The 12,386-nt window shown below is 62.8% G+C and carries 10 protein-coding genes and 1 pseudogene; 3 read left to right on the top strand and 8 right to left on the bottom strand.

From position 1 onward, the window contains the following. Positions 1 to 109: 109 nt before the first annotated feature. The 4 genes from EKO19_RS32135 to EKO19_RS32120 all read right to left on the bottom strand — a co-directional run bounded on the left by EKO19_RS32135 (position 110) and on the right by EKO19_RS32120 (position 3,097). Positions 110 to 649, bottom strand: a complete 540-nt coding sequence (locus tag EKO19_RS32135) for a GNAT family N-acetyltransferase (RefSeq protein ID WP_129781516.1) — start codon at positions 647 to 649, stop codon at positions 110 to 112. 9 nt (positions 650 to 658) lie between these two features. Continuing rightward, complete coding sequence (locus EKO19_RS32130; protein ID WP_129781515.1) at positions 659 to 1,936, bottom strand: dicarboxylate/amino acid:cation symporter; 1,278 nt, start codon at positions 1,934 to 1,936, stop codon at positions 659 to 661. A gap of 74 nt (positions 1,937 to 2,010) precedes the next feature. Then, a complete protein-coding gene (locus tag EKO19_RS32125) occupies positions 2,011 to 2,481 on the bottom strand; it encodes a hypothetical protein (RefSeq protein ID WP_129781514.1) in 471 nt (156 codons plus the stop codon). A 109-nt stretch (positions 2,482 to 2,590) separates the two neighbouring features. Then, positions 2,591 to 3,097: a DUF2721 domain-containing protein gene (locus EKO19_RS32120; protein ID WP_129781513.1), complete on the bottom strand. Its 507-nt coding sequence runs from the start codon at positions 3,095 to 3,097 to the stop codon at positions 2,591 to 2,593. Between the two features lie 131 nt (positions 3,098 to 3,228). Between EKO19_RS32120 and EKO19_RS32115 the strand changes: the two genes are divergently transcribed. After that, positions 3,229 to 3,939 carry a DUF4097 family beta strand repeat-containing protein gene (locus tag EKO19_RS32115; RefSeq protein ID WP_129781512.1) on the top strand — a complete coding sequence of 237 codons (711 nt, stop codon included), beginning with the start codon at positions 3,229 to 3,231 and terminating at the stop codon, positions 3,937 to 3,939. Between the two features lie 6 nt (positions 3,940 to 3,945). Here the strand turns inward: EKO19_RS32115 and EKO19_RS32110 are convergent, their stop codons facing one another. Continuing rightward, positions 3,946 to 5,040 carry an MBL fold metallo-hydrolase gene (locus EKO19_RS32110; RefSeq protein ID WP_217705746.1) on the bottom strand — a complete coding sequence of 365 codons (1,095 nt, stop codon included), beginning with the start codon at positions 5,038 to 5,040 and terminating at the stop codon, positions 3,946 to 3,948. 44 nt (positions 5,041 to 5,084) lie between these two features. On the opposite strand from EKO19_RS32110, the gene EKO19_RS32105 reads away from it, so the two are divergent. Together EKO19_RS32105 and EKO19_RS32100 are read left to right on the top strand one after the other, a co-directional pair. Next, positions 5,085 to 6,389 carry a M20/M25/M40 family metallo-hydrolase gene (locus tag EKO19_RS32105; protein ID WP_129781510.1) on the top strand — a complete coding sequence of 435 codons (1,305 nt, stop codon included), beginning with the start codon at positions 5,085 to 5,087 and terminating at the stop codon, positions 6,387 to 6,389. Between the two features lie 107 nt (positions 6,390 to 6,496). Then, positions 6,497 to 7,510 (top strand): annotated as a pseudogene (locus EKO19_RS32100) (PDDEXK nuclease domain-containing protein); the annotation flags it as partial. 48 nt (positions 7,511 to 7,558) lie between these two features. Here EKO19_RS32100 and EKO19_RS32095 read toward each other — a convergent pair. The 3 genes from EKO19_RS32095 to EKO19_RS32085 form a co-directional block, all read right to left on the bottom strand. Then, complete coding sequence (locus tag EKO19_RS32095; protein ID WP_129781508.1) at positions 7,559 to 8,767, bottom strand: DUF1501 domain-containing protein; 1,209 nt, start codon at positions 8,765 to 8,767, stop codon at positions 7,559 to 7,561. 172 nt (positions 8,768 to 8,939) lie between these two features. Further along, positions 8,940 to 10,313, bottom strand: a complete 1,374-nt coding sequence (locus EKO19_RS32090; protein WP_129781507.1) for a DUF1800 domain-containing protein — start codon at positions 10,311 to 10,313, stop codon at positions 8,940 to 8,942. Positions 10,314 to 10,505: 192 nt separating this feature from the next. Then, positions 10,506 to 12,353, bottom strand: coding sequence for a bifunctional diguanylate cyclase/phosphodiesterase (locus EKO19_RS32085; RefSeq protein WP_129781506.1), 1,848 nt, complete (start codon positions 12,351 to 12,353; stop codon positions 10,506 to 10,508). Positions 12,354 to 12,386 lie beyond the last annotated feature (33 nt).

Genomic DNA, 12,386 nt, shown 5'->3' with positions numbered 1-12,386 from the left:
ACAGTATTGCCCCAATTTCGCAGTCGCTTGTGTCTTAGGCGATCCGTTGGCCCTTTGGTTCGCGCCCAAGCCTCATCGGGCCCCGCGCCCACGGGGCTGTCTAAAGCACTCAGAGTGCCTTTTCCATCCGGTAATCGTCCATCACGAAGCCGCCGCCAATATCCATCACCAGATCCGCGGCGATCCGGAACCCCAGCCGTTGGTAGGCCTGCACTGCCGGATTGCCCTTGTTGACGGTCAGCCACAACAGGGAGAGCTCGCGCCGCCGGGCGAGCCCCTCAATGAACTCCATGCATCTGCGCCCGGTTCCCGAGCCGCGGGCCGCATGGTGCAGGTAAAACTTGCTGAGAAACATCACCCTTCCGGGTTGCTCCTGAACCGCGCAGTAGCCGATGTCGGATACTTTGTCAGTCGTATCCTGCCGCTGCACCAGGAAATATTCGTAGCCCTGCGCGATCTGGGTTTGCATCGCCGGGACGTTCTGAAACTTCTCGACCATGTAATCGACCTGGGCCCGGCCGATCAAGGGTACGTAGTATTCGTACCAGATCTCATGGGCCAGCGCCGCCACCACCGCCAGCTGCTCCGGGGTCGTGACCGGGACGAAATTCAGCGGCGGAGGGGCGTGGGGGCTGGGAGCGGCGCTCATCAGCCCATACTAGCCCAACTCTTCGCGCAACCGGTTCTCATCGAGCGCCCGACACCATTTGGCGACAACGATGGTGGCGACGCCATTGCCGACCAGGTTGGTCAGCGCCCGGGCCTCGGACATGAACCGGTCGATGCCCAGAATCAGGGCCAGCGCCGTGACCGGCAGCGTGCCCAGCGCCGACAGGGTCGCCGCCAGCACGATGAAACCGCTGCCGGTGACGCCGGCCGCGCCCTTGGAGGTCAGCAGCAGCACGCCCAGCAGGGTCAGCTGGTCGAGCAAGGTCATGGGCACATTGGTCGCCTGCGCGATGAACACGGCCGCCATGGTCAGGTAGATGGAGGTGCCGTCCAGGTTGAATGAATAGCCGGTGGGGATCACCAGCCCGACCACCTGTTTCTCGACCCCGACCTGCTGCATCTTGCCCATCATTCTGGGCAGCACCGATTCGCTGGACGAGGTGCCCAGCACGATGAACAGCTCCTCGCGGATGTAACGAATGAACCGCACGATGCTGAAGCCGTGCACCCTCGCGATCGTGCCCAGCACGATGAAGATGAACAGCAGACAGGTCGCGTAGAAACACGCCATCAGCTTGCCGAGCGACGCCAGCGACTCCAGGCCGTACTGCCCGATGGTGAACGCCATCGCGCCGAACGCACCGAGCGGCGCGAGGCGCATGATCATGCCGACGATACGAAACATCACCGCCGCGAACCGGTCGATGAAATCGAAGATGACGCGCGCCCGCTCGCCGACCGCATGCAGCGCGAAGCCGAACAGCACCGAGAACAACAGCACCTGCAGGATGTCGCCCTTCGCGAACGCATCGACGATGGTGGTGGGAATCACGTTCAGCAGGAAGTCGGTGATGTGCTGCTGCTCGGCCGCTTTGGCGTAGGTCTCCACCGATTTGGCATCGAGATGCGACACGTCGACGTTCATGCCCGCGCCCGGCTTGACCACGTTCACGATCACCAGCCCGACGATCAGCGCGATGGTGCTGACCACCTCGAAATACAGCAGCGCCAGCGCCCCGGTCTTGCCGACCGCCTTCATGTTCTCCATGCCGGCGATGCCGGTGACCACGGTGCAGAAGATGATGGGCGCGATCATCATCTTGATCAGCTTGATGAAGCCGTCGCCGAGCGGCTTGAACTGGGTGGCGGTCTCCGGCCAGTAATGACCCAGCGTGACACCGATCGCGATGGCGATCAGGACCTGAACATAGAGCGAGCTGTACCAGCGAGAGGCAGCCGCTGGTGAGGCATGAGCTTCCGAGGCCATTCCGATCCGCGAGTGTTGTTCTGGGGAGTGCGGACCAGTCTACATGAGCGCGCGGGCGGCGCGATCCCGAGGAATCACCGGTCGGCGCTGACCCCGATGCGGCCGCCAAAAGGATCCAGGCGCACCACCAGGCCGGGCGAGCGGTTGAACTCCTTGCATTCCACCGGCAGGCGCGCGTCGGCGAAATACGCTTTGGCCAGATCGATCACCGTCGCCGCCGGCCCCTGCATGCCCGGCACTTCCTCGGGCGTGTGCCCGAAGATGCTCACGCGCCAGCTTTGCTTGCGTGCACCAGCGGAGCGCAGCTCCTTGCAAAAGCGATCCATCAACAACAGGTCGGAGCTCAGCGTGTTGTCGGTGAGATCGATGGGCCGGTTGTTGGCGACCGCCACGTACCGCAAGTGCAAGAGCCCGCCGGCCGGCTGGGTATCGTCATACACGCACACGGCCAGCGCCCCACGCAGCTCGCAGGCAAGCAGCACGGATTCCTTGGACACGCGGAACGCGTCGGGCTGAACCACGATTTCTGGCGGCTGCTGGATCATGTGGGCGCGATGATGCCGGGGGCACGGCGCGCAAAGTTGAGCGGTGGATCACGGAATCAAGTCAAGCGACGAGCCCTGACACCTTTGCGCCCAATTTTGTCCCTGGCTGTCATTCTTTGGCGACGGGCGCTTTGGCGACCGTGCCGCTCTTGTTCACTTCCAGATGGGTCGGCCGCGCCCCGCCGAAGGTCAGCGAGTTGGTGGCCAGAATGACCTCGCGCAGGAAATAGATCAGTCCCATCGCCAGACACGCCAGCGCGACCACGAACGTGATCGCGATCGGCGCATCCAGGTTGATGCCAAGCGAGGAGCTGATGAACAACGCCGCGACCACCAGCGACACCAGAAAGCCGCAGGTCACGGACAGACCGATCGCGCGATTGATCAAGGTCGCGCGCTTCGACAGCACGCGCAGGAGCTTGTGGTACTCCTCCGCCTGTTCCGGACTGGCGGTCCCCAGCCGGTCCTCCATCGTGCGCGCCCGATCGATGATGCGACCGACGCGGGTCGCGAGCGCATTCAACGTCGTGCCCACACCCGCCAGAAGAAACACGGGCGCGACAGCCAGTTGAATGACCTGCGCCAGGTTGGCGATATGCGGAGCGGTGTCGAGCATGCGGACCTCGGTGACTTGTCCGAGAAGATACCAGCCGTTCGCCCGGGGCCGCTAGGCAGTTGCAGCCCTCATTGCAACCTTCCGCACGCCGCCCGCGTCCTAATCCACAACGCGCAACGGAGGACGGATCGATGCAAAACAAATGGGCGGTCTCTTGGACGGCCGGGGTGGCGATGACAGTGCTGTTGGCGAGCCCGTTGCTGTGGGCTGGCGACCAGGACATTTCCAAGGTCAACGGCGCGATCCGCGTCGACAGCGGCCGGCAGGTGGGCTCGGTCGAAACCGTCAATGGCTCGATCCATCTGGGCGACTCGGTGCACGCCGAAGACATCGAGACGGTCAGCGGCTCGATCGACATCGGTCACGACTCCACGGTCGGCGACATCGACACGGTCAACGGCTCCGTGACCCTGGATCGCAACACCAAAGCGGATTCCGTGGAGACGGTAAACGGCCGCGTGCGCCTGGACGAACAGGTCGAGGTGCGCGGCGATGTCACGAACGTGAATGGCGGCATCACGCTCGCCAAAGGCGCCCGCGTCGGCGGACAGATCGAGAACGTCAACGGCAAGATCGAGCTGGACGGCGCCACCGTCAGCAATGGCATCAAGACCACCAACAGCGACATCGAGATCGGCGCGGACTCACGCGTCGACGGCGGCATTCATGTCGAAAAGCCCAATGGCGTGAATTTCTTCTCGACCAAGCGCAAGCCGCGGATCACGATCGGCCCGAACGCAGTGGTCAACGGCACCTTGAAGTTCGATCGCGAAGTCGAGCTGCACATCAGCGACAGCGCCAGGGTCGGCAAGATCGTCGGCGCGACACCTATAAGAGAATAGTGGCGATCACAGAGTGATGTAATAAATCCGTCCGTCGCGCGTTTCGCGACGGACCCGACCGGCATGCACCAGATATTCCAGATGCGCCAGCGCCTCGCCCACCGCCAGAAACAAATGCATTTCCTTGAGCTCGCGGCGAAACATGAATGGCAGCACGTCCATCGCCACCCTGGGCTCCACACACAGCGCCGTCAGCTTGTCGAGCTGCTGCACGTGATGGCCGGTGAGATCGTCGATCCGCTGGCGCAGGCCGCGAAACGGCACGCCATGCGCTGGCAACACCAGCGTGTCCTCTGACAGCGCCCGCAACCGCTGCAACGACGACAGATACGAGCCCAGCGGATTCGGATCGTTGCTGTGGAACATGAGGCTGATGTTCGAGGAAATCGTCGGCAGCACCTGATCGCCGCTGATCAACAGACGCGCCGCTGGATTCGACAGACACAAGTGACCCTCGGCATGTCCATTGGTCTCCAGCGCGGTCCATTCACCCGCGCCCCAGTGCAGCACCTCTTCATCCGCGATGAATCGCTCGACCCTCGGCATGCCGCTGGTCATGCGAGCGAACCGGTCGGGACGAAACATCGCCCGGATCTGCAACGCGTCGGTCACGCCATGCGACTGGAAGAACTGCTCGGCCTTGCTGAAATGCACCTGGCCTTCGCCACCCCACATCGCGCGCGACAGCTCATGCGTCCGTTGCGACATGATCACGGGCACGCCGGATCGTTCCTGCAACCAGTTGGCCAGGCCGATGTGATCGGGATGAATGTGAGTGATGAACACGGCGCGCAGCGGGTGCTGTGAGAAATACTCGCGCTCGATGACTTCCCACGCGTCCTTGCCGATCGACGCCGCCATGCCGGTGTCGACCACGACGCAACCGTCGTCGGTTTCCAGCAGCCAGACATTGATGTGATTCAAATCCAGCGGCAACGGGATGCGCCCCCAGCGCACGCCGGGCCCGATGCTCACGCTTTGGCCGGACGCCGGCACGGGCGTGTCCACGTACTGAAGACGGCGCGGCGCTGAAGGAAACGCCTCGCCTTCCGCGGTCACGGCCGGCGCGACGGAAGTATTGGCAGGGTCGGAGACGGTCATCTTGCGTATCATGCGGCCTCTTGGCCGAAAGAGGAAATTCCACCATGCGACTTCGTCCGCGCGCTGCCCTGCTCGTCGTTCTGGCCTCGCTGCCCTTGTTGGGAGCGCACGCCGCGCCTCGGGACGCGAAGGAGAAGGCGCTGGTCGGTCATGTGAAGGCCGGCGAGCCGGCGTCGATCGAGTTCCTCGAGCAGGTCGTCAACGTCAACAGCGGCACCATGAATTTCGCGGGCGTGCGTAAAGTCGGCGACCTGCTTCGACCCCGCTTCGAAGCGCTGGGCTTCAAAGTCACTTGGGTCGACGGCTCGCCGTTCGGCCGCGCCGGTCACCTGATCGCGACCCGCCCGGGTCGCGGCAAGCACGTGCTGCTGATCGGTCATATGGATACGGTGTTCGAACCCAATCATCCGTTGCAGCGCTGGCAACGCGTCGATCAGAACATCGCCCGCGGCCCGGGCGCGGCGGACATGAAGGGCGGCATCATCGTCGCCCTGGCGGCGATGGATGCGCTGAAGGCGCAGAAACTGCTGGATTCGTTGCAGATCACCGTGGTCCTGCACGGCGATGAAGAAAGCTCGGGCGCGCCGCTCAATCTCGCTCGTCACGATCTCATCGAAGCTGCGAAGGCGGCGGACATCGCCATCGGCCTGGAGAATGCCTCCGACAATCCGAAGACGGCGGTGACTGCGCGTCGCAGCTCGACAGGCTGGGTCGTGAAAGTAAAGGCGAAGAGCTCGCACTCCTCGCAGATCTTCTCCGACACCGTCGGTGCCGGCGCTGCTTATGAGCTGGGTCGCATCCTCAACGGTTTCTATCAGGACGTGCGCGGCGAGGAGTTCGTTACTTTCAATCCTGGCCTGATCGCCAGCAGCACTCAGGTCGATTTCAACGCACAACCGCTGAGCGCCACGCTTTCCGGCAAGAACAACATTGTTGCGCCGGTGGCGATTGCGTCCGGCGATCTGCGGACGCTGACGGTTCAGCAGTTGGAAGATACGCGCGCGAAGATGCGGAAAGTCGTGGCCGACAATTTGCCCAACACCTCGGCGGAGATCGAGTTCACCGACAACTATCCGCCCATGGCGCCGACGGAAGGCAATCGCAAGCTGCTGTCTCTTTATGACGGCGTCAGCAAAGACCTCGGCTTCGGCCCCGTGACGGAAGTAAATCCCCGCAACGCCGGCGCCGCCGACATCTCCTTCGCCGCCGACCACGTCGACATGGCCCTCGACGGCCTGGGCCTCCTCGGCGGCGGCGCTCACACGCCGGATGAGTTTGCGGACCTGCGGACTTATCAGATTCAAACGCAGCGGCTGGCGGTGCTGTTGTATCGGTTGGGGAGGAAGTAAATCCTCCCAGCTTAGTCCATCAGGCGATGAACGAATGTGCGCTCTCGTGAGGCATACGCACTAAATTCAGGGGATTGCGTCCACCGGTTTCGGCGATCCTTGGACGCATGACACAGCTTTCAGAGGGCTACTCGACGCTCCTCACCGAGCTCAAGCAGCGTATTCGGAGTGCGCGCCTCCGTACGGTGTTGGCGGTAAACAGCGAGCTCATCTTGCTGTACTGGAGCATCGGCCGCGACATCCGCGCGCGACAATCCACGGAAGGATGGGGAGCCAAAGTCATCATGCGCCTTGCCGCGGATCTGCGCCGCGCATTCCCTGACATGACTGGCATCTCGGCGCGCAATCTAAAGTACATGAGGGTCTTTGCCGATGCCTGGCCGGACCGTTCAATTGTGCAACAGGTTGCTGCCCAATTGCCGTGGGGCCACAACATTGTCTTGCTGCAGGACGTCAAATCACCCGCGGAACGAGAATGGTATGCGCGCCAGGCTTCACAGGAGGGCTGGAGCCGCAGCGTGCTCACCCATCAGATCGAGAGCAATCTGTTCGCTCGACAGGGTCGCGCACTCACCAACTTCACGCGTACGTTACCGGCTGCCCAGTCGGACCTGGCGCAACAGCTGATCAAAGATCCCTACAGTTTCGAATTCCTTTCCTTGGGTGCCGACCTGCTGGAGCGCGATCTGCAGCGCGGTTTGCTCAACCATCTGCGATCCACGATCCTGGAATTGGGTAAAGGGTTCGCATTTGTCGGCAGCCATTATCCCCTCGAGGTCGGTGATCAGGACTATTTCATCGATCTGCTCTTCTACCACCTGCGACTCCGCTGTTTCGTCGTCATCGAACTCAAGGTCGAGGGTTTCAAACCCGAGTTCGCAGGCAAGATGAATTTCTATCTATCCGCCGTGGACGATCTCTTGCGCCACCCGGACGATCAACCCTCGATCGGCATCATCCTTTGCAAAGGCCGGAATGAAATCGTCGTCGAGTATGCGTTGCGCGACTCGAGCAAACCGATGGGCGTGGCTCAGTATCGACTCTCGTCGGCGTTGCCGGAGCAGCTGAAAAGCGACCTCCCTACCGTGGAAGATCTGGAGCGGGAATTTCGGTCGATGGCGCGTGAGTCGACAAAACATTTCGGAGCTAACCCCTCCGTCCCAGCATGATCACGCCTGAGTGGTGCGAAGGAGCCCCGCAAGCACCTGGGCGCTTCGACTGCCGGGAAAAACGCGTGTCTCCAGATCGTTCTCACTCACGCCGAGATGCGAGCCGAGGACGCCCTTGAACACCGATCGCAAATCCAGCGTCGGCTTCAGATCGCGCTGTTGATATAGGTCGCCGGTCGCCAGCCCCGGCCAGTCAGTGATGACGCGGCCGCCGGCGATGGCGCCGCCGGTGAGGAAGGCGCAGGTGGCGGTGCCGTGGTCGGTGCCGCGGGTGCCGTTGACGGCGACGGTGCGGCCGAATTCGGTGACGACGAGCATTGCGGTGTCCTTCCAGGCCGGGCCGAGGGAGGTGCGCAATGTTTCTATGCCTTGATCGAGCGCGCGCAGGCGGTTGGCAAGCTGGCCTTGCTCGGCGCCTTGGTTGGCATGCGTATCCCAGCCGCTCACTTCGATCACCGCGACGCGCGGGCCATCGGCCGCGGCCAGAAATTTGCCGGCGGCGGAGGTCACGGTGTTGAAGCCGTTGAGGGGATCGCGTTTGCCGCCGCCCATCCCCGTGCCCATCATGCCTTCGCCGGCAATGCCGTCCGCGGCCAGGGCGGATTGGAGTCGCGTGGCGAAGTATTCATCCGTGGAATAGAGATCGGCGATCCGTTGCAAGGTATCAGCGTCGGTATCGGGCAGTCGCGAGGGCGCCCAGGAATTCACGGCGGCATCACCCCGCAACACCAAGGGAACATTCTGAGCCAGGGCCACGGCGACTTGATCGGTGTTCCGCCCCTTGGCGGCCGGCATGCCTGACAACGCTCGATTGAGCCAACCGTCACGAGCGCCCTTCAACTCGGCGGTGCCGCTTTCGAGCAGATCCTGGCCATCGAAGTGAGAGCGCTCGCGATAAGGAGAAGCGACGGCGTGAAAGACGATCAGTTCTTTGTCGCGATAACGCTGATACAGGTTCGTCATCGATGGATGCAGAGCGAACATTCCGTCCAGCTTCTGGGTCGGCGAGGTAATCGCGAGCGCGCCGCGCTTGCTCGCGTAGCTGCCATCGCCATAAGCGGGAACGGCGGCGAGCCCGTCCAGCGCGCCGCGCAGAATCACGAGAATGAATCGGGCGTCGGTCTTCGTGGCAGCGAATGGAATCCGCGGTAACAACGTCGCCACGCTGCCGAGCACGGAAGAGATAACGAAGGTGCGACGGTTCAGCATGGATACGACCTCAGCTTTGTACGGCTCGAAGTGCTGGCAGCCCTCATGCAACCTCGTCCAAGTAGACCTATGCGTCGATCGACACCAACCCCGCATGCGCGCGAGCATCGCGCACACCGGCGAGCCATTGCCGAGTAAGCCGTTACGATCACGAAAACCGGGGCGACATCATTCATCGGCGCTGAAACTCCGGGCTCGCCAACAACAATGCGATTCCCTGCGCCCCACTCTCCGCTCTCGAAATCGCCACGCGAGTGCGCTCGGCCAACGCATCCCCCAGCGACGATGCGCCAGCATCGAGCGGCTGCACCTTCGAGCCCATGCGCTTACCGACCGCGCTGGCCCACTCGATTCGCTTCAGCAACGCATCCGGCCCATCCCACTGACTCGCCGTATCCGGCCAGCCTGCCGGCGAGCCCGGCGTGTAGGGCCGCTGACCGAGCAACTGAAAAGGTGAAAGCATCTGCTCGGGAAGTTGCGGTGTGAAGTCGAGCATGCGAAAGGTCGAGACCACGAAGTCGTGCGGCGTCTTGAATTTCGACGTCGTCCGCGCCCACGCCTCGGGACTTTCCACCAACGCCCGATGCAGCGACGGCAGATCCCCGTCCCGATCCAGAAAAACTTTCGTCAACCGGGAGACCGCACTCTCCGGTGGATCATCCGCGATGAAATGACGCGCCAACTTGGTCGCCACGTGTTTCGCAGTCGCCGGATGCGCAGCCAGATCTTTCAGGATCGCGCGTGGCTGAGCCAACCCATCTTCGGCATAGCGCTTGCCGAGAATCGTCTTCGCCCCGGGCTCGTGCGCCATCGGGCGAAATTGAAATTGCCCCGCCTGCGCAGACTCCTTGCCGCGCGCCGCCGCGACAGACCAGCCTGTCAGCGAACGGGCGAAGGTCGTGACATCGGCCTGGGTGTAACCACCATTCACCCCCAACGTATGCAGTTCGAGGATCTCGCGCGCGAGGTTCTCGTTGATATCGAGCTTGCGGTCGCTGGCAACCCGCCGGGCGGCCTTCTGCGCCAGCGGTGAGTTCGGTCCGATGGATGCCTGGTTGTCCAGATACAGAATCATCGCGGGATGCATTTCGACCGCGAGCAACAGGTCGACGAAGCGCCCGCCGACATTCGGGCGGATCGCTTCGTTCTCCAACGTGGCGGCAAGTCCGACGACCTGAGCTTTGTCGGCGGACACCGCGAAATGATTGGTCCAGAAATGCACCAGCCGCTCACGAAACGGCTCCTCGGTGCGAATGGCGAATCGATAGCGCGCGGCGACTTGATCCCGATACATCGCGCCGATCTGGCGGCGTTTGTTTTCGGCCTCATCACCCTCCTTGTCATGGCGCCGCTCGCGTAACGCCTTGGCAAAGGTTTGAAACGCCACCGCCGAGGATGGCAGCCCGGCGACTTCCTGCGGCACGGGCCGCGTGCCTTTGAGCTGATGCGTCAGCCAGTCGCGGGCATCGGCACCGATGTCGGTCAATTCACCCGGCCGGGCACCGAGCCCGAAGCGATTGGCGGCAATGATGGCGGAGAGGGTCAATGCGCGAGCCCTGGCATCCAGCAGATGCAAAGGATAACGCGCGCCGCGCCGTCGGGTTGACGCGGCTTCGAAGTGAATGCTGCTCGCTGGTAAAGGCTACGCGGACGATGGGGAAAAGGGGACAGATTTAATTTCGCCATGACCGCGCCGAAGACTGGCGGCGTCAGAAAATTAAGTCTGTCCCTTTTTTCTTCAGGCGCTGTTCATCAGCTGATCCATCGGCAGCATCTCCTGCGCCGAGCGCCGGGCGCTGGCGAGCAGGTCGACGATGCGATCGTCGCTTCGGAGCACAAAGCTGTTGCCGGCTTGTTGTTTAGCGTATTTCTTCACGTGCGCCAGCAACTGCGCGACGGCATCCGCGCTGGTCGCGCCGAGAGTTTCCGAATCCAGTGCGGCGACAGACAGCGTCAACAACGGATAGGTCCGCTGACGGCCGTCGCGATCGGCGGCCGTGATGGACTGGGCCGATGCATGTTCGGGCGAGTAGAAAGTGCTCACGGTCTCGGAGAATCGGTTCAGCACATTCACCACACGCTCCCGCCAGTCCGCCGAGCGCATGACGACCAGGAAATCGTCGCCGCCCACGTGACCGATGAAATCCAGCCGCGCCGAGAAATGACTGGAGAGCAGCCCGGCCAGATGCAGGATCACCTGATCGCCGTGCGCGTAGCCGTACACGTCGTTGTAGGGCTTGAACGAATCCAGATCGAAGTACGCGACGATGAAACGTTTGCGCGCCTCGATCAGCTTGTCGATGCTGCTGCGAACCGCGGCGTTCCCCGGCAGCAGCGTCAGCGGATTGGAATGTTTCGCCGACTGCAATTGTTGCTCGGTGATGAGCCGGAGCACATCGATGGTCTGGCCGAGGCCGTGGTAGCGCCCCTCCTTGGTGATCACGAATTCCTCAGTCAGGCGCGGCCGGCTCTTCTGAGTCACCAGACGGCTCACCTGCTCCAGGCGCAACTGACTGTCGATGAGCAGCGTCGGCGTCTCCATCACCGCCGTGACCGGCTTCTTGTTGAAGATCTCCGGATGCAGCGGCTTGGCGAGCAGATCGAACAGGCGCTCACGGCGCACCACGCCGAGCGGCCTGCCTTCCTCGACCACCGGAAAGGTCAGCTGCTCGGGATTGTCACGAAACAATTCGGCGACTTCGGTGACGCGCATTCCCGGCGGCACCGGCTGTACGTAATTCGCAATGTGCTCGGCGAGCAGCGCCGTGTAAGTAACGATGGAGCGATCGAGCGATTCGAGCTGCTGGAGCGCCGCCACCGGGTTCGCGCTGGGCCGGCCGAACAAATGTCCTTGCAGGCGATCCAGGCCGAGATCCACCAGCTCGCGGCACTCGCGCTCGGTCTCGACGCCCTCGGCGATGACGCGGCAACCCATGGCGCGGCCCATATCGAGCATGGAGCGCACGAATTCGAGTTTGGTGGCATCGGCATCGATGCCGGTGACGAAGTAACGGTCGATCTTCACGTAGTCGGGCTTGAGCTCCGACCAGGCTCGCAACCCCGATGAGCCGGCGCCGAGGTCGTCGATGGCGATGGCGCACCCCTCCTCGCGCAGCCGTTGCATGGCCGAGCGCAGGCGGTCGTAATCCTCGAGCAGGCTTTCCTCGGTCAGCTCGATGACACAACGGTCCATCCGCATGCCGCTGTTGTTCGCCAGGTCGACGAAGCGCTGGGCGAAATTCGGATGTTCGTAAATGGTGTCGGGAGAAACATTGATGAACAGCTGCCCGGACACCCGGGCCGCGACGAACCGCCTGAAGGCATTTTGCATGCACAGGAAGTCGAGCTCGACCTTGAGGCCGGCGCGGCGCGCCGCTTCGAACAGGTTCTGGGGAGCGTGCAGCCAGCTGTCGGACGGGCCGCGGGTCAGCGCCTCATAGCCGCAGATGCCCCGCGAGCGGGGATCGACGATGGGCTGAAACAGGGTCGTGATGCGTCCCTCGCGCATGAGCTCCGCGAGCTCGAGCGCCGATGCATCCAAGCGGCGCAAGCGTAACGTCGGCGAGTCGGGACGTGGATCGGACATGCGCTAACGGTGCCGGGATTACCCGACATTCCC

It is taken from the genome of Peristeroidobacter soli (assembly GCF_004138485.1).
Classification (GTDB): domain Bacteria; phylum Pseudomonadota; class Gammaproteobacteria; order Steroidobacterales; family Steroidobacteraceae; genus Steroidobacter; species Steroidobacter soli.
This window is presented reverse-complemented; position numbering and strand designations above follow the sequence as displayed.